23 protein-coding genes are annotated in these 24,675 nt (G+C 58.5%); 3 read left to right on the top strand and 20 right to left on the bottom strand.

Annotation, left to right across the window (positions count from 1 at the left end; genetic code table 11):
• Nucleotides 1–43: 43 nt before the first annotated feature.
• From PTZ19_RS10460 to PTZ19_RS10440, 5 genes are all read right to left on the bottom strand, one after another.
• Nucleotides 44–901 carry a phosphate ABC transporter substrate-binding protein gene (locus PTZ19_RS10460; protein ID WP_276354241.1) on the bottom strand — a complete coding sequence of 286 codons (858 nt, stop codon included), beginning with the start codon at nt 899–901 and terminating at the stop codon, nt 44–46.
• A 22-nt stretch (nt 902–923) separates the two neighbouring features.
• Nucleotides 924–2,000, bottom strand: a complete 1,077-nt coding sequence (locus PTZ19_RS10455; protein ID WP_276354240.1) for a TolB family protein — start codon at nt 1,998–2,000, stop codon at nt 924–926.
• A 124-nt stretch (nt 2,001–2,124) separates the two neighbouring features.
• Complete coding sequence (locus PTZ19_RS10450) at nt 2,125–3,261, bottom strand: methyl-accepting chemotaxis protein (RefSeq protein WP_276354239.1); 1,137 nt, start codon at nt 3,259–3,261, stop codon at nt 2,125–2,127.
• 609 nt (nt 3,262–3,870) lie between these two features.
• The gene (locus tag PTZ19_RS10445) at nt 3,871–5,022 is read right to left on the bottom strand and encodes a carboxypeptidase-like regulatory domain-containing protein (protein WP_276354237.1); all 1,152 of its coding nucleotides are present in this window, start codon (nt 5,020–5,022) and stop codon (nt 3,871–3,873) included.
• A 70-nt stretch (nt 5,023–5,092) separates the two neighbouring features.
• Nucleotides 5,093–6,826, bottom strand: coding sequence for a pyrroloquinoline quinone-dependent dehydrogenase (locus PTZ19_RS10440; RefSeq protein WP_276354236.1), 1,734 nt, complete (start codon nt 6,824–6,826; stop codon nt 5,093–5,095).
• Between the two features lie 356 nt (nt 6,827–7,182).
• Here PTZ19_RS10440 and PTZ19_RS10435 point away from each other — a divergent pair, with 356 nt between their 5' ends.
• Nucleotides 7,183–7,626, top strand: coding sequence for a cupredoxin domain-containing protein (locus PTZ19_RS10435; RefSeq protein ID WP_276354234.1), 444 nt, complete (start codon nt 7,183–7,185; stop codon nt 7,624–7,626).
• A gap of 102 nt (nt 7,627–7,728) precedes the next feature.
• Here the strand turns inward: PTZ19_RS10435 and PTZ19_RS10430 are convergent, their stop codons facing one another.
• The 6 genes from PTZ19_RS10430 to PTZ19_RS10405 all read right to left on the bottom strand — a co-directional run bounded on the left by PTZ19_RS10430 (nt 7,729) and on the right by PTZ19_RS10405 (nt 14,292).
• Entirely contained in the window at nt 7,729–8,151 is a 423-nt protein-coding gene (locus PTZ19_RS10430) for a MarR family winged helix-turn-helix transcriptional regulator (RefSeq protein ID WP_276354233.1), read from the bottom strand.
• A gap of 114 nt (nt 8,152–8,265) precedes the next feature.
• Nucleotides 8,266–8,925 carry a class I SAM-dependent methyltransferase gene (locus tag PTZ19_RS10425; protein ID WP_276354231.1) on the bottom strand — a complete coding sequence of 220 codons (660 nt, stop codon included), beginning with the start codon at nt 8,923–8,925 and terminating at the stop codon, nt 8,266–8,268.
• A 299-nt stretch (nt 8,926–9,224) separates the two neighbouring features.
• Nucleotides 9,225–10,787: a GGDEF domain-containing protein gene (locus tag PTZ19_RS10420; RefSeq protein ID WP_276354230.1), complete on the bottom strand. Its 1,563-nt coding sequence runs from the start codon at nt 10,785–10,787 to the stop codon at nt 9,225–9,227.
• Nucleotides 10,788–10,938: 151 nt separating this feature from the next.
• Entirely contained in the window at nt 10,939–12,072 is a 1,134-nt protein-coding gene (locus tag PTZ19_RS10415) for a Gfo/Idh/MocA family protein (protein WP_276354320.1), read from the bottom strand.
• Nucleotides 12,073–12,095: 23 nt separating this feature from the next.
• On the bottom strand, nt 12,096–13,058 hold the full coding sequence (locus PTZ19_RS10410; protein WP_276354229.1) for a sugar phosphate isomerase/epimerase family protein: 963 nt from the start codon (nt 13,056–13,058) through the stop codon (nt 12,096–12,098).
• Between the two features lie 160 nt (nt 13,059–13,218).
• Nucleotides 13,219–14,292 carry a Gfo/Idh/MocA family protein gene (locus PTZ19_RS10405; RefSeq protein ID WP_276354228.1) on the bottom strand — a complete coding sequence of 358 codons (1,074 nt, stop codon included), beginning with the start codon at nt 14,290–14,292 and terminating at the stop codon, nt 13,219–13,221.
• A 125-nt stretch (nt 14,293–14,417) separates the two neighbouring features.
• Here PTZ19_RS10405 and PTZ19_RS10400 point away from each other — a divergent pair, with 125 nt between their 5' ends.
• On the top strand, nt 14,418–15,284 hold the full coding sequence (locus PTZ19_RS10400) for a helix-turn-helix transcriptional regulator (protein WP_276354226.1): 867 nt from the start codon (nt 14,418–14,420) through the stop codon (nt 15,282–15,284).
• A 50-nt stretch (nt 15,285–15,334) separates the two neighbouring features.
• Here the strand turns inward: PTZ19_RS10400 and PTZ19_RS10395 are convergent, their stop codons facing one another.
• The 3 genes from PTZ19_RS10395 to PTZ19_RS10385 form a co-directional block, all read right to left on the bottom strand.
• On the bottom strand, nt 15,335–16,048 hold the full coding sequence (locus PTZ19_RS10395; protein ID WP_276354224.1) for a response regulator transcription factor: 714 nt from the start codon (nt 16,046–16,048) through the stop codon (nt 15,335–15,337).
• 149 nt (nt 16,049–16,197) lie between these two features.
• On the bottom strand, nt 16,198–17,997 hold the full coding sequence (gene pnpS / locus PTZ19_RS10390) for a two-component system histidine kinase PnpS (RefSeq protein WP_276354223.1): 1,800 nt from the start codon (nt 17,995–17,997) through the stop codon (nt 16,198–16,200).
• A 62-nt stretch (nt 17,998–18,059) separates the two neighbouring features.
• Complete coding sequence (locus PTZ19_RS10385) at nt 18,060–19,616, bottom strand: fumarate hydratase (protein ID WP_276354222.1); 1,557 nt, start codon at nt 19,614–19,616, stop codon at nt 18,060–18,062.
• Between the two features lie 89 nt (nt 19,617–19,705).
• Here PTZ19_RS10385 and yfbR point away from each other — a divergent pair, with 89 nt between their 5' ends.
• Nucleotides 19,706–20,296, top strand: coding sequence for a 5'-deoxynucleotidase (gene yfbR, locus PTZ19_RS10380; protein WP_276354221.1), 591 nt, complete (start codon nt 19,706–19,708; stop codon nt 20,294–20,296).
• Between the two features lie 550 nt (nt 20,297–20,846).
• On the opposite strand, the gene PTZ19_RS10375 is transcribed toward yfbR, so the two are convergent.
• From PTZ19_RS10375 to PTZ19_RS10350, 6 genes are all read right to left on the bottom strand, one after another.
• A complete protein-coding gene (locus PTZ19_RS10375) occupies nt 20,847–21,815 on the bottom strand; it encodes an MFS transporter (RefSeq protein ID WP_276354219.1) in 969 nt (322 codons plus the stop codon).
• A 3-nt stretch (nt 21,816–21,818) separates the two neighbouring features.
• On the bottom strand, nt 21,819–22,121 hold the full coding sequence (locus tag PTZ19_RS10370; RefSeq protein WP_276354218.1) for an MFS transporter: 303 nt from the start codon (nt 22,119–22,121) through the stop codon (nt 21,819–21,821).
• Nucleotides 22,122–22,153: 32 nt separating this feature from the next.
• Complete coding sequence (locus PTZ19_RS10365) at nt 22,154–22,804, bottom strand: LysE family translocator (RefSeq protein WP_276354217.1); 651 nt, start codon at nt 22,802–22,804, stop codon at nt 22,154–22,156.
• A gap of 92 nt (nt 22,805–22,896) precedes the next feature.
• Entirely contained in the window at nt 22,897–23,457 is a 561-nt protein-coding gene (locus PTZ19_RS10360) for a methylated-DNA--[protein]-cysteine S-methyltransferase (RefSeq protein ID WP_276354216.1), read from the bottom strand.
• Between the two features lie 273 nt (nt 23,458–23,730).
• Nucleotides 23,731–24,162, bottom strand: a complete 432-nt coding sequence (locus tag PTZ19_RS10355) for a DUF2269 family protein (RefSeq protein ID WP_276354214.1) — start codon at nt 24,160–24,162, stop codon at nt 23,731–23,733.
• Nucleotides 24,163–24,250: 88 nt separating this feature from the next.
• Nucleotides 24,251–24,625: a VOC family protein gene (locus PTZ19_RS10350; RefSeq protein WP_276354212.1), complete on the bottom strand. Its 375-nt coding sequence runs from the start codon at nt 24,623–24,625 to the stop codon at nt 24,251–24,253.
• Nucleotides 24,626–24,675 lie beyond the last annotated feature (50 nt).

Genomic DNA, 24,675 nt, shown 5'->3' with positions numbered 1-24,675 from the left:
CCGCTTCCTTGCTTGCCCGTTATGGTTCATGCCGATCCGCGGTTCACTTCTTCATCGCGGACAACGGAATGAATTTGAGCTTCTTCAGGGAGCCGTTTTGAAATTTGGCGCTTTGCACGTATTCGATGAACGCTTTGGTCGCGCCCGTCGGCTCGCCTTTCGTCATGTAGTAACCGTAGCCCCAAACTTTGTACTTTCCGTTGATCACGTTCTCTTCCGTCGGCGCGACGTCGTTGATTTTCAACGCTTTGATGCTGCCCGTGACGTATACGAGATCCAGGTAACCGATCGCGTTCGGCGTCGTATCGACCGCGGTCTTCATGTCGCCGCTCGATTTCACTTCTTTATAATTGTCGCCTTTGCTCATGAATTCCGTGCCGTTCAGCGCCTTCATTTGGAAATTGACCCGGGTGCCGGAGCCGAACGCCCGATTGACGACCACGATGTCGGCGTCGCTTCCTCCTACGTCTTTCCAGTTCGTGATTTTGCCGGAGAAAATATCCGCCAGTTGCTTGTTCGTCAGGCTTTCGACCTTCACGTTCTTGTTCACGACGGCGGCGAACGGAATGACCGCCACGGGGTTCGCGACTTGCCCTTCGAACTTCTTGAAGCCCGGAACGTCCGTGGAAGCGTCCCAGTCGCAGGCTCCGATGTCGGCGATGCCCTTGCGGACCGATTGGGGCCCCGTGACCGAGCCGGCCGCGGAAGCGGAAATTTTCACTTTCGGGTTCAGTTTCTTGAACTCGCTGGCGGCTTGAAGCGTCAGCGGCAGCAGCGCCGACGATCCGTTGACGACGATTTTCCCGCTGAGCGAGCTGGCGGCGCCCGCTTCGGATACGCCTGCGGCCGCGAACGCAACCGCCATCGTAACGATGCCGAGCGATTTGATCCATTTTTTCATGATGCGATGATCCCCTCTCCGATTATTGAGTGATTTGAACCCAACTGCCGTTCAGGTCGACGTAGAACTTGCCGTCCGTTTCGATCGCGATCGTGCCGTTCTTGTTCACTTCGAACGTAGACGTCGTCCCGTTCACCGTGGTCAGCAATTGGCTTTCCCCGCTTACCGGACTGATCGCGTAAATCTGATTCCGGCCGGAAGGCCCGGAAGTCAGCGCATACAGCATTCCGCCCGCGTATTTGGCCATGTAGACGTCCCGATTCGCGAACAGGGTCTTGACTTTCCCGTCGATCGATACGGATACGAGCTTCGAACTCGCGCCTTCGCCCGCGGGAGTGCTGATGAAATAGCTCTCGGCGCCGAACGGTTCCGCTCCGACGAATACCTTGTCGTCACCCGTGTTCGTGAGCGCGGCCGGGTTGCCGTCCTTGACTTCCGGGTCGTTCACGTACTGGTAAATGTTTTGGGACGCCTTGGAGTCGTCGATGGCGACCGCGTCTTCCTCCACGGGTTTATCCGAAGGAGCCGTCACGACCGGCGGCACCGTCAGCGTGTACGTGAACCGTTTTCCGCCCATCGAAACGGCCAGGTTGGCTTTATAGTCCTTTTTGTCGTCCAACACCTTGACGATGGCGCCGGAGTCCACCTCCAGCCGATTGATGACGGTGCCTTTGTCTCCTTGAAGGAAGTAAAGCGATGCGCCGTCGCTCGACCACGTCAGCTCGGGTTTGATGTTGGTGTCCTGGCTGATCCGCTTGGAAGTTTTCGTTGCCAGATCAAGCACGTATACGGCCCCGGATTCGTCCGTATAGGCCGCCTTGCTTCCGTTCGGCGACAACGCGAGATCGGAAGCGCCCGCGGCGTCCAGCAGCAACTCGTACTTTCCGGCAGCCAGATCCAGGATATAATCCGTCCGCCCTTGCTCCGTCAGCTGGGAAGCGATCAAACGATCCGCGTCCAGCCACTGCACATGATCGACGTTCGGCAGCAGGGAAGCGCTGCCCGTCTTTACCGTTTCCGCCGCGAACGCGCCGGTAACGGCCGTTACTCCCAGCGTTGCCGCGAGCGCGGCTGCTGCCATCGACTTTTTCCACGACATGAACCTTCTCACCCTTTTTTCGTGATTGGTTGCTTGGTATCTACTAGAACATCATAGAGCAGATAGATTCGCGGAAAGTTAACCGAAAGATTTCGGCAATGTAAAATTTTCCATGTTTGCGGATTTACGTGAAACCGCCGCTTATTTGCCCGATCAATCGGCCGAATTCCTCGTGGGCCCCGTCCGAAATGCGCCTGGCCTCGAGCGAAGCGTCCATCAGGCGGCGGACCGTTTGCCCGTTCCGCGCGGACGATTCCCAGAGCTCGGCGAACGTCTCTTCGGCCCGGCGGACTTGAGCGACTCCGCGGTCGGCTCCGTCGATGCCTTCCTTCACGAGGACCACCGTCTCCGAGACCGCGGCCGTCATGCTCTGCAGCACCCGCTGGATATGGCCGGCCGATTTTTTCGTCCCGTCCGCCAGTTCGCGGATTTCCCGGGCCACGACGCCGAAACCTCGGCCGGCTTCCCCGGCGCGGGCCGCTTCGATCGCCGCGTTAACCGCCAGGAGGTTGCACTGGTCGGCCAGCTCCGCGATGAGTTTCACGATTTGACGGGCGGCCTCGGTCCGCTCCGTCAATTGGGCCATCGCTTTCTCTTGTTGGTCGGCATTGGCCGCCCACCGGCGGAACAGCTCCAGCAAGATTTCCAATTCCCGCTCGCCGAGCCGCGCCGTTTCCGAGATCGTGTCGTTGCAGTCCCTTGCCTCGCTCGCCGCCTCCGCCATTTTGCCCATGGCCGACGTCACGGAACGGAGCATCTCGTCCGCCCGGCGGACCGTGCGGATTTGCCGATTGACCGCCTCCTTCTGAAGGTATCGGGACAGGTGCAGCAGGTCGCGGACCGTGAGGATGCCGGCGAACGCGCCTTTTTGCGTCAGCACCACGGCGTCGTAGAACGTGTCCTCTTTGCGGGACAAAGCCCCGTCGATCAGCTCCCGCGGGTCGACGTCCGCGTCCGCGACGTAAGCGCCCTGTTCCATCAAGACGGAAATCTCTTTGTCCGCGAACAGGGACATGCCGAAGGTAGAACCAAGGGAACGGAAAAACCGGTGTTTCATCATCAGGCCGAGCGGCCGGCGACTTTCGTCGCACGCGACGACGCATTCCAGCTCGGGTTTGCGGCGGAATAAATCGACCAACTCCATGCATAGCATGGAGGGCGAAACGACGGGACAATTCCTCATCCAGTCGCGGACCGAGGTGTTTGGCGTATTCTCGGCGGCTGGAAGCTTCGGAGCGGGTTGGAGGGCGATCGTCATCATTCTCTACCTCATTCGGGCGATTAGGATAGTAAGAAAATACCAATCTTGTGTTATCGCCCGATCAATGCGGTGTAAGGGGAAGGTTAGAATCGCAAACGAAAAACCGGCCTTGCGGGGGAGGTCCCCGCTAGGCCGGTTGTTTTTCGGGAGTCTGCAACTTTGTTTTTACCACCGTCGAATAGGATCTATCGCCACTCCCATCGGCCGGGCACTCCGTATCCGGGTACTCCGTATCCGGGTACTCCGTATCCGGGCACTCCATATCCGGGCACTCCGTATCCGGGCACTCCGTATCCGGGTACTCCCGGAACCCCTGGATATCCCGGAACCCCTGGATATCCCGGAACTCCGGGGACACCGGCTCCGCCTGCCAAGCCGCCCTGCCATCCGCCAAAGGGAAATCCGCCCATCATCGGATAGAAACTCATTTCGCCATCGCTCCTTTACCCTAGGCTGAAGTCATCCTATGCAGGAGCGGAAGGATCGGGCTGGGCGGTCGACTGACGGGCGGCTAGCCTGATGGTGTCCGTGTTTTTCGACCTGGTATGCGAATGGGTCAGTCGTAGAAAAAAAAGAAAGCTCCGGCCCTTGCGGGCCGAAGCTGCGGCGTTATGATTTCGCGGGTTCGGGAACGATCTGCTGCGGATCGCCCGGCTGAGGAGCAGGGATATCCGCGGAAGATACCGGATCGCCCGGCGCGATCGGATCGATCAAGAACCGGGAGTAGCGGGTTTCGTAGAAGGTTGGGGACTGATCCCAGACGGATTTCGGAACCGTGACGACGAAAGAGCCGTCCTTATCCGGGAGCGTGATGGTGTACGATACGCCTTCTCCGACGGACAATCCGTACATCTGGCTCCAATAGACGGCGCCTTCTGTTTTTTGACTGACCAAGGTAGGCGGCTTGTCAACGATGACGGTGCCTTCCGCGGGCAAAGTGATGTCCACCTGGGAGCTGGTATCTTCGGGAAAATGATACACCCTGTTTTCAGGCAGCGTATATTTCGTATCTCCGACGAAAACCTGGAAAGTCGCGTCCTCGTCTTCTTCCGGGGAAGTATAAAACATGTAAGCGCCGTTCTCGTCGGACGGTGCCGATTTCGCCCAGCCTTCCCCGTGTTCCCGGTAAAAACTGACTTCGGCGCCTTTGACCGGATTGCCGCCGGCATCCTTCACCGTTCCCTTGATGGCGTAATTCGCCAGCTTGGTCGTCGGGAACTCCTCTCCTTCGCCCATGACGGCGCGCGCGTGAACTTCAACCGAATCCGGATCTCCGGGGGCCGCTTTCACTTCCGTGATTTGAATCGGATGGTACACCTGCACGAAGCTCTCCGCCGCCAGCAATGCGGATTTGGTCGAATCATCTAAAGGTTTTCCTGCCACGGACGCCTTGTCGGCGGATTTGACACGAATCGGGATCGATTGGGGAATGCTCCGGTCCACCCTGAATTCGAAAGCGCCGTCCTCGCCGGTCGTCACGCTGCGCTTGTCGGCCAAATTCACTTCCACGCCGGACACAGGCTGTCCGTCTGCCTGTACTTTACCCTTCACGGACATCATATGGGAATTGTCCATTTTCCAGGTTTGAACGGATAACGTTGCTTGGTCCAGACTGAGGGATACTTTCGCCGCGGTTGGCGCCGCGCTCGCCGCCGTTTCGGATGCCGGCCCCGTCTCCGGCTCCGCATTGTCGGTACAGCCTGCCAACACCCCAAGCGCAAGCGCCATCGCCGCAGGAATCGCCGCCCATCGCTTCAACATGTCGCTCCTCCTTCATGAAGAAGAGGCAGGTCCTTGGACCTGCCTCCGCTGTATGATTCAAGAACAGGATTTATTTCGCGCTATGGTCCACGCCGCCTTCGACTTTCTCATCTGCGGATTGGCCTTGCGTTTTGTCTCCGCCGAGGGCGAATACGTAAATTTGCGGCTTCGTGCCACCGGACGTAAAGGCGATGTATTCTTTGCCGTTCTGCGTGAAGATGGACGGCGCGGACATGACGTTGTCGCCGGGAAGCTGGAATTCCCATACGATTTTGCCCGCCTTGATGTCCAGCGCGCGGACTTTGCCGTTCAGCTCGCCATAGAAGGCAAGGCCGGTCGCGGTGCTGGTGAAGCCGCCGCGCATTTCATGGTCGGTGTCGTATTGGTAAGCGATTTTGCCCGTGTTCATGTCGATGGCCGTTACCGTGCCGTAAGGCTTGATATCCGGAGGCGTTTCGCCGAGCGTCGTTCCGAACGCCGTAACTTCCTCTTTCTTGCCTTCATAGCCTTTGACCAAGTTCGGAGACTCGACGCCCGGAATGAGCACGTAGTTCGAATCCGGATCGTACGTTTCCGGCGCGTAGTTCTGGCCGCCGTATACCCCCGGGGAGATCAGCACGCCTTCAGGCGTCGGTTTCGGATGATCGATTTTTTTGATGAATTGAACGTTCTTGTAAATCGGTTCGCCGGTCGCGGCGTCAAAAGCGAACCATTCGCCGGATTTGCCGCCTTCCACGACCACTTTGCGCTCCGCGCCGTTAATTTTGGCTTTGATGATCATCGGGGACATCGGAGCGTCGTAGTCCCACAGATCGTGGCTGACGAGCTGCTGCGCCCAGACCAATTTGCCGGTTTTGCTGTCCAGCGCGACGACGGAATCGGTATAAGGGTTGGCGCCCGGACGGTCTTCGCCGTACATATCCGGAGCGGGGTTGCCCGTGCCCATGTACAGGATGCCGGTCTCTTCGTCGACGGAAGCCGGCATCCAAACGGTGCCGCCGCCGTTAAATTTGTTGTTTTTCAGCCAGTCTTGGCCCTTCGGAGGCACGGTCCAGAACGGAGCGTCCCAAGCCGGCGTCAAATCGCTGGCCTTGTACGCCATTTCGAAGCCGCGAACGCCGTTGTCGCCGCCGCTGCTGCCGATATAGATATTTCCGTTGTAATAAATAGGAGCGGCCGTTTCATAATACCCGTTTTCGACCGTGGCCCCTTCGACGGCATCGGAAATTTTCACGATTTTCACCGTTTGGCCGGTTTTCGCGTCGATCGACACCAGCCTATTGTCCAGCGTCAGCATGAACACTTTGCCTTCCGCTACGGCAACGCCGCGGTTGGCGATGATATAGAGATTTTTCATGTTATCGAGCATTTCCTGGTCCGGAGCCCAGTGCCAAAGCTGCTCTCCCGTCACGGCATTAAAAGCGAAAACGTGGTTTTTGGAAGTCGTGGCGTAAAGCACGCCGTCTACGACGACCGTAAAGTCCTGGTTGCCGTTCGGAATCGAGGGATCGAGTTTCTTGAAGTCCTGCGACCAGACGATCCCCAAATCGCCGACGTTTTCTTTGGTGATTTCGGAGTACGGCACATGGCGCGTGCTCGCCAAATCGAAGTGAACGGTCGGAAAGTTCTCGTTCGTTACGGCCGCGGTCGAAGCGGACGCGGATGCAGGCGCGGATGCGGACGGTGCAGCGGAAGCGCTGGATGAAGCCGATGGGGATGATTCCGAATCGTTGTTGCTGTTGCATGCGGCCAGCGCCATGCTTGCTGCCAGCAGTGCGCTGGCTGCGGTGACTGACTTTTTCACCAAGATTCCCTCCAGGTCACGGTAAATGTTGGACAACATTATCTTACTAGTAAGATTACAATCCGAATCATACGCTTGCTTTTTCCTTTCGTCAATCAATTTTGTCTGTTCCATCCCGATGGTGTTCCCCATATTTTTGAAAATGCTAGAGCAGAATAATGAATTTTCATGTCGAATTATAACGAATCTTCCCGATTGAATTTGACGGATCCGGGCAGCAGCAGTATAATATCCTCCGGACAACTTATCTTACTAATAAGTCTCTTGGTGCTAAACGATCGATTTATCAACGGGGGTATCCGACGATTGACCGGTCGGAGGTAATCATTCATTAAAAAGAAAGAGGTTGTTACTCCATGAATAAGAAGAAAGTTTCGTTTCTTGCCCTGATCGCCATGGCTTCGGCAGTCGCACTCAGCGCATGCGGCAGCAATAACGACTCGAGCGAGCCGTCCGCTCCCGCTTCCTCGGCTCCCGCCTCTTCGGCGGCCGCTTCCGAATCCGCCCCGTCTTCCAGCCAAGCCGCGCCGGCGGGTGAAACCAAAGAAATCACCTTGACGGCAACGAACTGGCAGTTCGATCAGACGGAGATCAAAGCGCATAAAGGCGATACGATCAAGCTGACGCTGAAAAGCGACTCCGGCCTGCACGCAGTCACGTTCGGGGATCTCGGCGTGGAAGTCAAAACCGGGGAGACGAAGGAATTTACCGTAACGGACGCAGGGACTTTCGAGTTCCACTGCAGCCTCCAATGCGGCCAAGGCCATGACAACATGACCGGCAACCTGATCGTCGAATAATGAAGTAGAAAAGACCGTCGGACCTTTCGTTCGCAAGACGAAAGGATCGACGGTCTTTTTCGTTCGACTCGTTTCCGTTAAAGCAGCCCTCAGGGAATCCGCTCAAGATTTACCCGAGAGCTTCCCGAACAACTGGGCCAGGATCGCCACTTCGATGTCGCTCAATTCCGAGAAGATCCGGTCCATCACCTGATTCGTGTCCAGTTCGACGATGGGATACAACTCCTTGCCCCGCTCCGTCAGTTCGAAGTAGACCGCTCGCTTGTCCGTATCGCTTTTGACTCTGCTGATCAACCCTTTTTGGATCAGGTTGTTGGTGATCACCGTTACCCCGCCGGACGAAACCCCCAGCCGGAACATCAAGTCTTTCGCCTGCAACGGGCCCTTCTCCATCAAAAGGGTAATCAGGCCCCCTTGCGCGCTGGACAACCCGCAGCGGTTGGTCCGGCTCCATTCCGCTTCCCATTGGTTCCGATGAATGATGAAATTTTCCACGTAGACATTCAGCAGCTTTCGTCGATCCACGTCAACTCTCCTCTGCCGCAGGATGTTACCGGTATATTTCTCCATTATATCGAATCGGTAAGTCGAAGGCGAACGCCCCGGAATCCTTCCATTGGCAAGGGAGGTTGTTTTCATTCAGTTTTCCTTTCTAAGAATCATAACCCCGTTCCAAAACGTGGGATGCGATTCGGACAACAGGACGCTGTATTGATAGGGGCTGGCCGAAACAAAATCAAGCGTTGCTCTCCGCGGGGCTTCCCAGTTCGTATCGTCGACCATGACGATGCAATCTTTCGCGAAAAAGGGTTCGGCTAACTGCAGACCCTTCAATTGATTTTCGTAGCTGTGTTCCCCATCGTAGAAATAAAAGCCGATCCGATCCTGAAATGACCGAAAGAAATCGACGTAATCCATATCGTAAAAGTAATGGTTGTCGCTCTTGTATTTGTTGAATCTCGCTAAAAATTCGTCCCGCGGGGAACCGAATTGCGTGAAATTGTCGATGCCGATACACTTTTTGTCGGGATTATGGATCATGCCGGCCAAAAAACTGAATCCGTGCCACACGCCAACGTTTACGTAAGCTTGTTCTTTCGGCATTTGGGACACGGCCCTGTTGATGATCGCGGCTAATCCGAAAGTAGACAGTTTCGGCACCGTCGTGCACAATTCGTACAAGGTGCGTTTATAAAACTCGTCGTCATCGGGGAGCGTCGTATTGGCGATTTCTTCAAGAGGCGTGTTGGGTTGAACAGGAGCATACTTGATATTGCGCAAAAATTTCTCAAACTTCACTTCGAATCACACCCTTTTCGATTTTTTGACGTACGGATCCTGGAAAAGAGGACGTGTCCCCCTTATGGTATTGAAGGAAGCGTCGAATTGGCACCATATTTGTCCCATCGTGAAGAGCGCGATTTTTTTGCTTTTGGGACAAAAAAAAGGCTTCCCCTGCATCGGGAAAGCCCTTTTTCAACGATCGGATGATTCTCCATTGGACAGCTTGCCGATCAACTGACCCATGACCACCCGCTCCGGTTGATCCGGTTCCATTCGGATTGCCCCTGGTACCGGTGCATGGCTTGCGAATGCCTCTAGGATGCCTGCGAACCCATTACGCGATTGCGGCCTGCGGCTTTGGCCTCGTACAGTGCCTGGTCGGCTTGGGCGATCAGGGCGTCCGCCCCGCCCGCCGAACTCCCCGTCGAAGTAGCGGCGCCGATGCTGAACGTGACGTATTCCGCGGCTCGGGACGTTGAATGCGGAATCGCCTCCTCCGCGATCGCCTTGAGGATCCATTCCGCGACCAGCAGAGCGCCTTCGGTATCCGTGTCCGGCAAGATCACCGCGAATTCTTCCCCGCCGTAGCGCGCCACGATTCCGGAGCCTCTCCGAGCCGCGGCCTTCAGCAGCTGCGCGGCTTTGCGCAAGCATTCGTCCCCCATTTGATGACCGTAGGTATCGTTGTATTTCTTGAAATCGTCGATGTCCAGCAAGAGCAGCGACAACCGGGCTTCCCTCCCCGCAAGCTGGGCTCTTTTCCATTCTCCTTCCAACGCTTCGTTGAAGTAACGGCGGTTGAACACTCCCGTCAAGCCGTCGCGGAACGAAAGCTCGGTGAGCATTTCGTTGGCTTGCCGCAAGGCTGCTTCGGCTTCTTTCCGCGAGTTGATATCCACCGCCGTGCCCAAGTATCCGATGGCCTCTCCGTCATCTCCGAAAATCGGCGTTATGTTCATCGCAACCTTCAGGCGGCTTCCGTCTTTGCGAATCCGCGTCCATTCTTTGTCCTCGTATCGTTCGGACTGGGAGGCAAACAGCAGCACGTCGATATCGGAAATCGGGCCCCCGTATTTCCCAATCAGCGCTTCTTTGCGCGTTTGAACCTCCGCGGGGTCGAACAACCATCCGATCGCGTTCCGGCCGATCGCTTCCTCCGCGCCGTAACCGGTCATCAATTCCGCCCCGCGGTTGAACCGCGCGATGCGCAATTCCAGATCGACGGCGATGATCGAGATGCCTTCCGCCGACCGGAAAATCGATTCGTTCAGCGAATCCAGCTCGCGGAGTTCCTTCTCGCTTTCCTGGAGCTCGGCGAATACCCGATCCGACTTTTGCATATAAGCCACGAGCGCGGCCGCGAACAGTCCTCCCGCAAGCAGCATGCCCGCCAGTTCCGGAATCGCCGATTGGTCTCCGTTCACCAGAACGTACAGGGTAACCGCCATGATGGCTGCGGCCAAACCCAAGGCGTACGACCATTTTCTCCAAAAATGAGGCACGATCTTCATGATCGCCGAACTGCCCAAGGCCAACGCGAACGCAGACGCCGCCGCCATGATCGATGAAAGGTGAAACCCGCCGAACAAAGCGACCCGGCCCACGGAAATAATAAGCGCCGTCAGCAAGGAGGAGTAAATGCCTCCGAAGTAGGAAGACGAAACGATCATGATTTGCCGCATGTCCACGATCGTCGACGGGGAGATTTCCACGCTGAAGAACATGAGCAGAATGCCGGCCAATCCGTGCAGCACGCCGGTAAGCACCTTCGATCGGCCGATGCCCGGCACCTTGTCCCGCAAGTAACCGCCCAGCAGGTTGTATAGAAACAGAAACAGGTTCAGGAAGGAAAAATTCGAGATCATGTCGATGGTCATCGATCCGGCGCACCTCAAAAAATGGACTCTTGGCAATTAAGGTCGATTATACTATGACTTGCCCGATTTCGGAGACCTATTTTCGACAAATGACGGAATCGAAAAAGAGGGCCGGTCAGAAATCCGGCCCTCTTCGAACGCGATCTATCGTTTATACCTCGCTAATGCTGACCCAAGATCCCCGCTCGATCGACAGATCGACCGCTTCCAGCACTTCCTGGCAACGGACGCCGTCCAGGAACGTCGGCGCGAACGGAGTGCCGGCCGCGATGTGCTGAACGTACTCGTACACGATATGGATGAAGCCGTGCTCGTACCCGATGATATGCCCGGTCGGCCACCAGTTGCCGGCGTACTTATGCACGGGCTCCGTCGCCATGATCCGGCGGAAGCCGGCCGCCTCCGGCTCGTCCTCGCGGAAATACACTTCCAGCTCGTTCAGGCGCTCCAGGTCCCAGCGGATCGTGCCTTTGCTGCCGTGGATTTCGAACGTGTTGCCGTTTTTGCGGCCCGTCGCGAACCGGGTGGCGATGAACATGCCCATCGCGCCGTTCTTGAAGTCCGCCAGAAAGCCGGTAGCATCGTCTACCGTGACTTCGCCTTTCTCCGAGGAGCCGGTGCCGGACAGCCCGGAGGTGGACGTCGGGATCGGCCGCTCCTTGACGAAGGTGCGGTTGTGGCCGACGACCCGGTCGAACTCGCCGATCAGGAAACGGGCCAAGTCGATCGAGTGGGCGTTCAGGTCCCCGTGCGCGCCGGAGCCGGCCACTTCCTTCTTCAGCCGCCAGGCCAGCGGGGCGTTCGGATCCACCAGCCAATCTTGTAGATAGGTGGCGCGGTAATGGTGGATTTCGCCGATCTTGCCTTCGTCGATCAGCTTCTTGGCGAGCTGAACCGCGGGCAGGAAACGGTAATTGAAGCAGACGGCGTGCTTGATGCCGGCCTTCTCCGCCGCTTCCAGCATCTCGCGGCCATCCGCGAGATTCAGCGCCAGCGGCTTTTCGCAGATCACGTGCTTGCCGTTTGCGATCGCCGCGAGGGTGATTTCCTTGTGCGCGTCGCTCGGCGCGTTCACGTCGATAAAATCGATGTCGTCCCGCGCGACCAGCTTGCGCCAGTCGGTCTCGTAGCCTTCCCAGCCGAACTTGTCGGCGGCTTCCTTCACGCCTTGCTCGTCGCGGCCGCAGATCGCCTTCATGACGACGTCCGCGTCCATGTCGAAGAACATGCCGACGTCTTTATACGCATGGCTGTGGGCTTTGCCCATGAACTTGTATCCGACCATGCCCACGTTCAGTTTCCGGTTGTTTACGCCCACCACATATCACCCGTTCCTTCTTTCAGGATCAAGCCGTTCAGGAAGTTCGCGGCCTTCGTGAAGCCTTCGTTCACGCTCATCAAGCCGTCCTCGTGCTCGATGCTGATCGTGCCGTCGTAGCCGATAACGCGCAGCGTGCTGACCATGTCCTTCCAGAACTCGTCGTCATGCCCGTAACCGACGGTGCGGAACACGAACGAACGGTTCAGGATGTCGCCGTAATGCTTCGTGTCGAGAACGCCATTGAGCGCGGTGTTGCGCTTGTCGATCTTCGTGTCCTTCGCGTGCACGTGGTAGATCGAATCGCCGAGCGCCTTGATGCACTCGATCGGGTCCATGCCCTGCCAGAACAGGTGGGAAGGGTCGAAATTGACGCCGATGTTGTCCCCCGCTTCCCGGCGCAGGCGCAGCGCGGTCTCGGTGTTGTACACCAGGAAACCCGGGTGGGCTTCGATCGCCACCTTCACGCCGTGCTTCCGGCAGAACGCGGATTGTTCCTTCCAATACGGGATGGCGACTTCGTTCCACTGCCACTCCAGCACGGTCAGGAAGTCCGGCGGCCACGGGCAGGTCACCCAGGACGGATATTTGGAATGTTCCGATTCCCCCGGCAATCCGGAGAACGTGATGACGGTGTCTACGCCGAGCTTTTCCGCCAGAAGGACCGCCGCGACGAAATCCTCATGGAACTCCTTCGCCTGCTCCTTGTTCGGATGCAGCGGGTTGCCGTGCATGCTGAGCGCGCTGATCGACAGGCCGCGCGATTGGACGGCCTCCTTGATCTTGCGCACCGCGGCGTCGTCGTTCACGATCGCCCGCGCGTTCACGTGCGACGTGCCCGGATAGCCGCCTACGCCGATCTCGACGGCTCCGCATCCGGCTGCCTTCGCGTTGTCCAGGGCCTGCTCGAACGATTGTTGTCCGAATAATACGATGAATACCCCAAGCTTCACGATCTGCCACCTGACCTTTCTACGGTTCGTTTTGACAAACGAATGAGGATGTTAATGTACGCGTGTACATTCATCATCCTCATTTATTCTACCTGAAAACGCGGCTCATTTCTATTTGATTTTTCCCAATCCGCTGCCAAAAATAGGTTTCAAGCTTCGGTTACTCGAAACTGATCGCTTGCCCTTTGTCCGCCGATTCGTAGATGGCCTCCAAAATCTGCTGGACGACCAGCGCCTGCTTCGCCGTCACGACCGGCTCGCGGTCGTGGAGAATGGCGTCGATCCAAGCCCGGGCTTCTTTCTCCGGCGCGTCGTTCGGCACCGAATTGTCCCATACCGAGCCCAATTGGACTTCCTTGGTATACAGGCGCCCGTGCTCTTCGCCGTTGATGCGGAGCCCGCCCTTCATGTCGGCGCCTGCCTTCGTGCCGCACAGCGTCACCTTCGCCTCGTCGACGTCCAGCGTATTAAGCGCCCAGCTGGATTCCAGCCAGATCGTCGCGCCGTTCTTCATCGTGATCATGGCGAAAGCCGAATCCTCGACCGTGAATTGGGAAGGATCCCACGATCCCCACTCGTTCGCCTGGCTGCCTTGTTCGGCCAGCTTGCGGTACGAGGTGCCCAGCACGGTGCGGGGTTCGTAATTGTCCATCATCCACAGCGCGAGGTCGAGCGCGTGCGTCCCGATGTCGATCAGCGGACCTCCGCCCTGCTTCTCCTTGTCGAGGAACACGCCCCAGGTCGGCACCGCTCTGCGGCGCACGGCATGGGCTTTGGCCAGGTAGATTTCCCCCAGCTCCCCGGCGCGGGCCGCTTCCTTGAGCCACAACGAATCCCGGCGATAGCGGTTTTGATAGGCGATGCTCAGCTTTTTGCCGGTGCGCTCCGCGGTTTCCAGCATCCGGCGGGCGTCGGCCGCCGTCTTCGCCATCGGCTTCTCGCACAGGACGTGCTTGCCCGCCTCGAGAGCGGCGATGGAGATCTCGGCATGCGTATCGTTCGGCGTGCAGACATGGACGACCTGCACGTCGGGGTCGCGCAGCAAGTCGTTCACGTTGTCGTAAATCTTGGCATCCGGCGTGCCGAATTTCTGTTTGGCTTCGTTAGCCCGGTCCCATGCCACATCGAAAAAGGCGGTGATGCGGACTTCCGGGATTTTGGCCAGCGAGGGAAGATGCTTCCCCATGGCGATGCCGCCGCAGCCGATCATTCCTACGTTGACGGTTGTAGACAAAATCCTTGTCCTCCTTGCGAATAGACTGCTAGATTGACTACAATTAAGTGTATCATCGATTCGGCGATCAGACATCCTCTCCGGGTGGGAGGTTTATATGTTATTTTGGCTTGGGGGGATTTCGGATGCAAGCGATCAAAGAAGAAATCCAATACGAAAACCCGCTCCTGTCGCTCAAAATCTGGAGGGCGGTCCGGCATGACAAAGCCAGCTACTTTTGGCACTACCATCCGGAATGCGAGCTGCTGCTCGTGCAGCGGGGAAGGCTGAGCATCGATCTGGACGGCGAAACGTTCGAGATGGCGGCCGGCGACGTCGTCATCCTCGGCAGCTCCCAGCTGCACGGCGACCGCAGCCACGGCGAGCTGGTGGACTACATCGTGCTCCAGTTCGACCTTCAAAGCTTTTTCGACCAGAGTACGATTCCCTATTTGCAGTATTTTAATGAAACGAAAGTGCCTCTCAGCGCCATGAATTACATTTTCCGGGAAAATCCCCAAGCCCGCTCCGAAGCCGCCGACTGCATCCGCGAAATTCTCGAGGAAGCCCAGCGCAAGGAGAGCGGTTACGAGCTGGCGGTCAACATGCTGATCAAAAAGCTGCTGCTGATTCTGATCCGGAGCGACAGCAAAGGGCTGCTCGCCGGCCAAGACCGGGTGGAGCGAATCCGCCTGAAGCCGGTGCTCGACTACGTCGAAGCCCGCATCGACGACCGGCTCGCCATCGAAGAGGTGTGCGGCTTGGCGAACATGAGCTACTATTATTTCGTTAAATTTTTCAAGAAAGTCATGGGCATGTCTTTCACGGAGTATGTCAATTTCCGCAAAATCAAACGCGCCGAGCAGCTGCTGCTCACGCTCGACCTCAGCGTCAGCGAGGTCGGCGAGCGCATCGGGATGTCCAACATGGCGCATTTCTACAAAACGTTCAAACGGTTCAGCGGCTGCTCCCCCAAAGAATTCCAGCGCAAAATGCTGGCGTGGGGGAGGTAGCGCCTAAAGCCAATAAAAAAGGCCGGGGATTCGTGAGTCCCCGGCCTTGCTCATTTGCGGCTGACGATCAATTTGTATCCGACGCCGCGGATCGATTCGATCTGTACCGTCTGCTGGTTCATCTCCAGCTTTTTGCGCAGCGAACTGACGTGCACGTCCACCGTCCGCTGTCCCCCGACGTAATCGAAGCCCCAAACGACGTTCATCAGGTCGTCGCGGGTAACGACGATGCCCGGACGCTCCGCCAGGTACAGCAGCACCTCGAACTCCTTCGGGCGCAGCGTGATCCATTCCCCATGCAGGCATACTTCGTATTTGTCGGGATAAATCTGAAGGTCGCCGAGCGCGATGACTTTCTCGCCGCCCGCCGGCGCCGCGGGTTTCCCCTCCTCGTTGCGCGAACGCCGGAGCACCGCGGATGTGCGGGCCAGCAATTCGGCCACGCCGAACGGCTTCGTGATGTAATCGTCCGCCCCCAGCCGCAGGCCTTGCACGACCTCTTCCTCGGCATTGCGGGCCGTCAAGATGATGACCGGCGTCTTGACCCCGTGCCCTCTCAGTTTCTGCAGCACTTCGAATCCGTTCATGCCCGGCAGCATCAAGTCCAGGAATATGACGGCGTATCCGCCGTCCTTCACCGCGCGGTGAAGCCCTTCGGCCCCGTTCCCGACGACCTCCGTTTCATAGCCCTCTTGAGCCAAGTTATAGGTGACTAGACGGGCTAAAGTCGGTTCGTCTTCGATGATCAGCACCTTGTCCGACATGCGATCCTCCGGTCCGGCAGTACCTGCCTTGATTTGCTCGCTCTGGTCTATCTCCGTTTTATCATGCCAGTATCAAGCCGAAGTTAAAAATCGGTTAACCGAATGTAAAAAGGGGAACCGCGTTGATCCTGCGTTTACGGTTCGCGCGTTTACGGCTGCAGCAGCGGAAGCTCGATGATGAAGCGGCTCCCCGCCCCCGGCTCGCTCTCGACGCGGATCGAGCCGTGATGCAGCTCCACCAGGTGCTTGACGATGGACAAGCCGAGCCCGGTGCCGCCCGAGCTTCGGGACCGCGCCTTGTCGACCCGGTAAAACCGCTCGAAAATGCGGGGGATATCCTTCTTGGGAATGCCGATGCCGGTGTCCGATACCGTAATGCGCACGCGCTCCGTGCCGTCCTCGTCTTCGGAGGGAACCGTTTCGGCGCGGACCTGGACCCGCCCGCCTTCCGGCGTGTAGTTGATCCCGTTTTGCAGCAGGTTGAGCAGGATTTGGCCCAGCCGGTCCTCGTCCGCTTCCAGGAACAATCCTTCCTCGGCCCGCAAATCCAGCGCGATCCTTTTCTTTGCGGCTTCGGGGGCGACCAGCTCGTTCATCCGGCCCAGGAAAGCGCCGAGATCGATCGGCGAGAACTGCAGCGGCGAACGCCTGGACTCGATTTTGGACAGCTCCAGGATGTCGCCGATCAACCGGTTGAGCCGCTCGCTCTCGTCGTGGATGATCGTGAGGAACGAACGGGCCGTCTCCCGGTCGTCGAGCGCGCCGGCCAGCAGCGTTTCCGCGAAACCCTTGACCGCCGCGACCGGCGTCTTGAGCTCGTGCGAAACGTTGGCCACGAACTCGCTGCGCATGTTCTCCAGCCTTCGGATCGCCGTCACGTCCTGGAGGACGAGCAACAGCCCCGGTTGACTGCCGCCGCTCAGCGTCATCGGGATCACGCTGAGCTGCAGCAGCCTCTCGTCCGGGTAATACACCTGCATCTCCCGGTACTGGGGCTCGCGCGTTTCCAGCCCTTCCCGAATCCAGGAGGTCAATTCGACGTGCTGACGGATTTCGGCGTACGGCCTGCCGACCCGTTCCCTCGAGGAGCTTCCGAGCAGCGCCTCCGCCTGGCGGTTATACAAGGTGACCCGGCCGTCGTCCCCGATCATGACCACGCCGCTCGGCATGTTGTCGAGCACGTCCTGCAGGCGCTCGCCGTTCCGGCGGATCAGGTCGAGCTGCTCCTGGAGGTTGGCCGCCATCCGGTTGAGCGCCCGGGCCAACGCGCCGATCTCGTCGCGCCCCCCTTCGGGAACGCGGATCGCGTAGTCCATTTGCGACATCCGCTCGGCCGCCGAAGTCATCCGTTCCAGCGGGCGGGTCACGCTTTGCGCGAGGCGGTAGCTGACGGCTGCCGCAAGCGCGAACAGCAGGAACAGGCTGAAGACCAAGGCGGCCCACATGTCGTTCAACCCGCCGCTTACGGCGTCGAGGCTCATGGACAACCGGATGAATCCCAGCAAATTGCCGCCATCGTCCTTTACGGCCATCGCGACGTACATCATGTTTTCCTGCAGCGTATCGCTGCGGCGGACGCTGCTTCCGATGCCCGCCTGCAGCGCTTGCCTGATCTCCGGCCGGCCGGAGTGGTTATCCATCGTGCTTTCGCTATGGTCCGAGTCCCCCGCGACCGTGCCGTCCGGCAAAATGTAGGTGACCCTCATTTCGGCGGCCTGCTTGAGACCCAACGCCCTTCGGTGCAGCTCGTCCTTCAACGACGCCCGGTCGTCCGCGGACGGCCAAGGGGCCGTGAGGTTGAGGAGTTTGAGTTCCCGCACCATGTTCTCCCGCAGCGCTTCTTGGTGGTTCTGGCGGTAATAATGGCCCGACAGCAGTCCCGCCGCCAGCACGGAAATGCCGATGAGCAGCAGGAACAGCAGGGACAGCTTGAGACGGAATTTGGTCATCGGGGGGTTGCCGGCTCTCCTTCCTGCTTTCCTCGCTTACGACCGGCGGCTGCCGGCGTCGGTTAAGCGAACACCGGATCTTTGAACTGCTCGAGCTTCGCTTTCGAATCTTTCTCGACGTCGGCATGCAGGCTGTTCCCGTGGGCGTCCATCGTCACGATGGCCGCGAAGCCTTCCACCTTCAGGTGCCACATGGCTTCCGGAATGCCGAATTCCATCAGATCGACGCCGTTCACGTTCTTGATGCATTCCGCGTAATATTGGGCGGCGCCGCCGACGGCGTTTAGATAAACGGCGCCATGCTCTTGCAGCGCTTTGAGGGTTTTCGCTCCCATGCCGCCTTTGCCGATGACCGCCCGGATGCCGAATTTGCGGATGATGTCGCCTTGATAAGGCTCCTCCCGGATGCTGGTCGTCGGACCGGCGGCTTTCACGTGCCAACCCGCGTCGTCTTTGAGCATCACGGGTCCGCAATGGTAGATGACCCCGCCGTTCAAATCCACCGGCGAGTCGTGGTCCATCAAATATTTGTGCAAGGCGTCGCGTCCCGTGTGCATGTCCCCGTTCAGGATGACGACGTCGCCGACGCGCAGCTGGCGCACGTCTTCCTCGGACAGCGGGGCGGTGAGCACGAACTCCCGGCGTTTCCCGGCTGTCGCGGCTGCCGGCTTGGCGTCCGGCGACGCGTTCCCGGTTTCGGACGCGCGCATCGGGACCGATTGGCCTCTCTCGTAAACCCATTCTTTGATCTCGTGGGACGATCCGTCCAGGATGACGCCCTGACGGCGGAACGCCCAGCAATTGTAAGCAACGGAAACGAAGAAGCTGGCCGGCAGCCGGTTGTTCGCCCCGACTTTGCAGCCCAGCAGCGTGACGTTGCCTCCGAAGCCCATCGTGCCGATGCCGAGCTGGTTCGCTTTGTCCAAGACGTACTCTTCGAGCTGGCGCAGCTCAGGGATCGGGTTCACGTCGTCGACCGGACGGAACAGTTGGTGCTTCGCGAGCTCATAGCCGGTCGTCCGGTCGCCGCCGATGCCGACGCCGATGAAGCCGGCGCTGCAGCCTTGGCCTTGCGCTTGATAAACCGCGTGCAGGATGCATTTGCGGATGCCGTCCAGGTCGCGGCCGGCTTTGCCGAGCCCTTCCAGCTCGCAGGGCAGGCTGTACTGAATGTTCTTGTTCTCGCACCCGCCGCCCTTCAGGATGAGCTTGACCTCGACGTCGTCGCGCTCCCACTGTTCGAAATGGATAACCGGCGTGCCCGGTCCGAGGTTGTCGCCGCTGTTCGAACCCGTCAGCGAATCGACGGAGTTCGTCCGCAGCTTGCCGTCTTTGGTCGCGCGGGCGACGGCTTCGCGGATGTCGCGTTTCATCGCGATTTGGTTGGCGCCGACCGGCGTGTGGACGATAAAAGTCGGCATGCCGGTATCCTGGCAGATCGGCGATACGTTGCACTCCGCCATCTCGATATTTTGGGCGATCGTGGCCAGGGATAGTCCCGCGCGGGTCGCTTGGTCTTCCGCGGCTTTAGCCGCGGCTACCGCCCGGCGCACGTCGGCGGGAAGGTTCGTGGACGTTTCGACGATCAGATCGTAAATGCTTTGCTCAAAGGTGGACATGCTGCGAGATTTCCCCTCTCTGGTCGGTAATCCTTGATACATATATAATAGCATAAGAGAATCGGCCAAGGTCGAAAAGGAGTCCGGACATGTCCCATCATTTTCTCGCGTATTTGTACCGCCTGCAAAACATCGAGCGGTGGAGTCTCATGCGCAACACCACCTCCGAGAACGTGGCGGAGCATACCTATCACGTGGCGCTGCTCACGCACGTGTTGTGCACGGCCGCCCGGGACGTTTTCGGCCGGGACGTCGATCCGGACAAAGCGGTCTCTTACGCGCTGTTCCACGATGCGACCGAAGTGTTTACGGGGGATATTCCGACGCCGGTGAAGCATCATAATCCGCGGATCCTGTCCAACTTCCGGGAAATCGAGGCGATCGCCGCGTTGCGGATGCTGAACACGGTGCCGGAAGAACTGCAAGAGCGGTACCGCCCGCTCTTGACGGGCGCAGGCGCCGATCCGGAGCTCGTGCGATACGTCAAAGCGGCCGACCTGCTCGACGCCTACCTCAAATGCCTGAGCGAAACGTCCGCCGGCAACCGGGAATTCGCGACCGCCCGCCGCCAGAGCGAAGAGAAACTCCGCCAGCTCGGCATGCCGGAAGTGGATTGGCTGCTCGAGCGGCTGGCCCCCAGCTTCGAGAAAACGATCGACGAACTGTCCGAGGACGAGTAACGCTGTTTATATATCAGCGTATGATTATATGTTAAAGAGGCGTCTCCTCGGTTGGGGGAACGCCTCTTGCGTGTGAGGGTGTCCCTCAACCTGGTGAGCCGACCCGTTAAGCCCGTGCGACAGGGTTAAACTGCTGCACCGTGGGTCGAGCAAACCCGTTAAGTCGGCGTGACCGACTTAAGTTGACGCACTACGGGTCGAGCAACCCCGTTAAGTCGGCGTGACCGACTTAACCTGACGCATTATGGGTCGAGCAGCCCCGTTAAGTCGGCGTGACCGACTTAAACTGACGCACTATGGGTCGAGCAGCCCCGTTAAGTCGGCGTGATCGACTTAACCTATCGCCCTGCGCGTCGAGTATCTATACGCGAAACTGTTATTATCTGCGATATCCCCTTCGTTCAGGAAAGGGACGTTGTCATGGAACTTGTTAACGAGATTGGACGGATGTTCATAACGCGAATTGTCTTCCCTCCTCGTAGCATGACAGTTTAAGTCGGCCACATCGACTTAGACTACACGCCCTCCCCCTGAGCGAAGGGGATAACGCCTACAAGGACAAACCAGCCGAATCCTGCCGCATCCCAGCCCCATTCCTTGCCCGCTCTTCCTTCCGCATGACGCGAAACTGGGCAAAGCCTGCAACGAGCAACAGCGCAGCCAACAGCGCGAACAACGTCTCCCCGTTCGTCCAAGCCAGCGCCAATCCGCCGAGCATCGGTCCGATCCCTTGGCCCAGCAGTCGGCTGGCCCCGAATACCGCGAAATAATAGCCCCGCTTCTCCTCGGCCGCCATCAACGAAATCACCTTCTGCAGGTGAGGTCCGTTCAGCATTTCGCCGATGGTGAATACGAATTCCGCGGCGAACAAGGCAAGCAGCACGGAAGAATAGCCGTAACCGAGCGCGACGACGGCAAAACAAAGGTAGGACCCTCCGACGACGGCGTAGGATCGAAACCCCTCCGTACGCCGGGCGATCCAGATTTGCAGCGCGATTACCGCCAGCCCGTTGAACGCGATCATGGAAGGAAAGATGTTTTCGGGATGGGCGAATCGGGTGCCCAGATGAATCGGCAGCGCCGTCTCCGCCAACGCGTATAAAAAGGAGACCGGAAGCGTGAGGAGCGTAACCGAGAGCAGGAGACGCTCGCTGGTGAACAGCGGGCGGAGCCCTCCTTTTTGCCCGTTGTCCGTCCTCCCGGTACGGACGTTCCCGCCGCCCGAGCGGCGAGTCAAGACGAGCGGCGCTGTCTCCGGCAGCTTGAACGATACGAGAAGTACGTTCACCAAGAACGAAAACGCCGCGATCAGAAACACGACCGTCGGATTCCAGCGGAACATCAACATGCCGAGAATAGGCCCGACCGCCGCCCCTACGTTAAAGCCGGTGTGCATCAGGGCGAAAACCTCGGCGCGGCGCTCCTCCCGCACCATGTCGGTCATTTGGGCATTGGCCGCGGGCATGAACAGCGCCGAACCGGCCCCGGTTACGATGGACACGGCCGCATATTGCCACACGTTCTACGATAACGCGTATCCGATCATGCACAGCATTTGCACGAGAAGCGAGGCGATCATGACGGGCTTGCGGCCCAGACGATCGCTTATGCCTCCTCCGAACCAGCTGACGACCATGCCGCACAACGGACTGAGACCCACGACGATCATCGGCAGCAAGACGGAGCCGTCCAGTTGGTCGTACAAATAAAGAACGAGGAAAGGGCGCACCATGAGTCCGGTGATCGTGGACAGGGCCGACCCAACCACGCGAATCCAAATCTCGCTTTCATATCGACCCAGCAGGCCCTGAAGTTTCCGGAACACGGACATCGCTTCCCCATTCGCCGCCTAAATTTTTATCGGGCCAAAACGAGATCCCGCAGCCCTTGCCAAAACAGACTCGCCGCAAATCCCAGAAACAACAAAGCAGATAGCAGGGACATCCCCCGGACCACTCCTTGTCCGAGCCGGGCCGCCCGGCTGCCCAACCAAGCGATCAACACCGACCACAGCAGTCCGGCCGCGAAGAACCCGGCTACGAATGCCGTCAGTACAGCCCCATCGCGGATATTCAAGTCCGCGACGACGGGCCCCGCGATCGCCGCGAAAGACAGAATCAAGGTCGGCGAAGAAATCGCCAGCCCCGCGCCGACCATCACGTCCTGCCATCCCCCGCGGCTTCGTACCGCATCCGCGCCTCCCGACAAATCCTTGGGACGGATGGTGTCCCTGATCATGTTTTTCGCCAGCCACAGCAGTACCATAGTACCGCCAATCCAAAGCACCCATCGCACGGCCGAATAATGGAAAACCGCCGTCCAACCGAGCAGAGCCAGCACCATGTAAAAGGCATCTCCGAAACAAGAGCCGAAACCGATGCGGAAGGAAGCCCCGAATCCCCGGTCCAGGCCGGTTTTCATGATGGCGAGGTTCACGATGCCCAAATCCAAGCATAGGGCGAGACTGAACAAAAAACCTTTGCCGAACGCGTAAAGCACGGACTCCATTCCGACAACCTCCGAAACTCGAAACGTTTAATGTCCCATTTTAACACAAAAAAACAGGCGTGCGGATACAAATTTCCGAACGCCCGTTCCGTTTAAAATCGGAATCTGGCATGTCCCTTAGCCGAAAAAGCTTCGAACCCTTCCAGCCGGAGCAAAGCCTCCTTCGCCTGCAACCCTCCCCGGAAGCCGGTCAAGGCGCCGTTCTTGCCGAGCACCCGATGGCAGGGAACGACGATCGATAGCGGATTCGCGCCGACCGCCGCGCTGACCGCGCGAACGGCGGCCGGCCGGCCGATTTCCCGGGCAATCTCCGAGTAGCTTCGGCATTCGCCGTACGGAATTCGCGCCAGCCGCCTCCAAACCGCGACTTGGAACTCCGTGCCTCGCAAGTCTAGCGGAATGTCGAATGCTTGCCGGGTCCCTTCGAAATACGACGCCATTTGGCCGGCATATTCGGCGATTCTCCCTCCGTTCCGAATCCAAGCGGCGTCGGGCCAACGCTTGTCCGCCCATGCCCGAAGCACTTCATACGCTTCCTGGGGCCAAGTGATGCGGCATAACCCCCGCTCGGTCGCGGCCAAGAAGATTTCCTTTCCCCCGAACAACGGGACCCGAAGCGATTCCCAATACACCATCGACGTTTTCGGACTCATCGTGACTCCTCCTTATGGCCCCATTATAAACGGACCCGTAAAATCCGATAACCCCCGGGCAACGGAAGCGCAACATTTCGAAAGCCCGAATACTTCCGGCGAACCAAGTAAAAACGACTTCGCGTCCATCGGGTACAGAGAATGTCGTTTTTATCGGAGGTGATTCAGAAATGAATAGGCGTTGCAACATATAAATTCTGAATCACGAAAAAAGCCCCGCATCCTTGCTCCGAAGAAGGAGCGGATGCGAGGCTTTGCCTGCATGACTGCGGTTTACGCGAGCCAAGGATCCTGCATCAGCCACAAGATCGCCAAGAACAAAATAAGGATGAGAACGCTGAGCGTCCGGACCCGGCCGATGGCGCTGCTGGCGTCTTGCCCTTCCTTGGCCGCGGCCGCGATCCGTTTGATCGGCCCCTGCACGACGCCCGTGAGCGCGCCGATCACGATGAAAATGACCAGAACGGTGATCATCCAGCTGACGGCGTAATCCGGACCGAGCTGGGAAATCAAATACCCGCCGGTCAACAATTGGATAACGAGCGAGAATTGTCCGATCCGCCCGCCGGTGATGAGTCCCCTGGCCAGTCCTTCCTGCGCGGCGCCCGATACTTTACGGAACTGGCCCGCCAGAAACGGCATGATCGCGTAAATGCCCATGCCGACCGCGCCGACTACATGCAAAAACAGCATGATCGTATTCATTTGTACGAAATCCTCCCCAAACGACAACATACTACCGGATACATCCAGTATACACGAAACGGAAGCGTCGTCCAAATCGAATTCCGGTTCACGGAGTTTCCGCATTCGGATCGGATTCCGAAACGATAAAGACCAACCCTTGATCGTCCGAGCAATACGCGAAATACCCCATGCCGGGAACGGCCGTTTTCGGAACGAGCACCGTCCCCCCATGTTCCGCGACTTTGGCGAGGTGGTCATCCAGGTCTTCGACTTCGATCGAATTGGTCGTCCGCGGCTCCCCGTCCGGAGAACGGATGAGGCCGCCATCGATTCCTTCTTCGCCGGTTTCCCCGGTCCGGATCAGCCAATAGTCGAGCGGACCCGGCATTTTGACGAAGCGCCATCCGAACGTTCGCGAATAAAAGTCGACCGCGAGCTCGGGGTCCGGGACCTGCAGCTCGAAACGCAGCACTTTGCCCATGTGATCCCTCCCGTTCGGCCGGACAACGTACTGCCTACATTCTAACCGAA

Source organism: Cohnella caldifontis, assembly GCF_029360585.1.
Classification (GTDB): domain Bacteria; phylum Bacillota; class Bacilli; order Paenibacillales; family Paenibacillaceae; genus Cohnella; species Cohnella caldifontis.
Note: the sequence above shows the minus strand (reverse complement) of the source record. Positions and strands in the feature narration are given on the sequence as shown.

What these genes read in the sequence shown, in the direction of transcription:
- yfbR (WP_276354221.1), top strand. Translation starts at nt 19,706, where the DNA reads ATGTCCCATCATTTTCTCGCGTATTTGTACCGCCTGCAAAACATCGAG.
- PTZ19_RS10455 (WP_276354240.1), bottom strand. Translation starts at nt 2,000, where the DNA reads ATGTCGTGGAAAAAGTCGATGGCAGCAGCCGCGCTCGCGGCAACGCTG.
- PTZ19_RS10365 (WP_276354217.1), bottom strand. Translation starts at nt 22,804, where the DNA reads ATGGAGTCCGTGCTTTACGCGTTCGGCAAAGGTTTTTTGTTCAGTCTC.
- PTZ19_RS10435 (WP_276354234.1), top strand. Translation starts at nt 7,183, where the DNA reads ATGAATAAGAAGAAAGTTTCGTTTCTTGCCCTGATCGCCATGGCTTCG.
- PTZ19_RS10420 (WP_276354230.1), bottom strand. Translation starts at nt 10,787, where the DNA reads ATGACCATCGACATGATCTCGAATTTTTCCTTCCTGAACCTGTTTCTG.
- PTZ19_RS10385 (WP_276354222.1), bottom strand. Translation starts at nt 19,616, where the DNA reads ATGTCCACCTTTGAGCAAAGCATTTACGATCTGATCGTCGAAACGTCC.
- PTZ19_RS10445 (WP_276354237.1), bottom strand. Translation starts at nt 5,022, where the DNA reads ATGTTGAAGCGATGGGCGGCGATTCCTGCGGCGATGGCGCTTGCGCTT.
- PTZ19_RS10355 (WP_276354214.1), bottom strand. Translation starts at nt 24,162, where the DNA reads ATGAATACGATCATGCTGTTTTTGCATGTAGTCGGCGCGGTCGGCATG.
- pnpS (WP_276354223.1), bottom strand. Translation starts at nt 17,997, where the DNA reads ATGACCAAATTCCGTCTCAAGCTGTCCCTGCTGTTCCTGCTGCTCATC.
- PTZ19_RS10400 (WP_276354226.1), top strand. Translation starts at nt 14,418, where the DNA reads ATGCAAGCGATCAAAGAAGAAATCCAATACGAAAACCCGCTCCTGTCG.
- PTZ19_RS10460 (WP_276354241.1), bottom strand. Translation starts at nt 901, where the DNA reads ATGAAAAAATGGATCAAATCGCTCGGCATCGTTACGATGGCGGTTGCG.
- PTZ19_RS10450 (WP_276354239.1), bottom strand. Translation starts at nt 3,261, where the DNA reads ATGATGACGATCGCCCTCCAACCCGCTCCGAAGCTTCCAGCCGCCGAG.
- PTZ19_RS10415 (WP_276354320.1), bottom strand. Translation starts at nt 12,072, where the DNA reads ATGGTCGGATACAAGTTCATGGGCAAAGCCCACAGCCATGCGTATAAA.
- PTZ19_RS10395 (WP_276354224.1), bottom strand. Translation starts at nt 16,048, where the DNA reads ATGTCGGACAAGGTGCTGATCATCGAAGACGAACCGACTTTAGCCCGT.
- PTZ19_RS10350 (WP_276354212.1), bottom strand. Translation starts at nt 24,625, where the DNA reads ATGGGCAAAGTGCTGCGTTTCGAGCTGCAGGTCCCGGACCCCGAGCTC.
- PTZ19_RS10360 (WP_276354216.1), bottom strand. Translation starts at nt 23,457, where the DNA reads ATGAGTCCGAAAACGTCGATGGTGTATTGGGAATCGCTTCGGGTCCCG.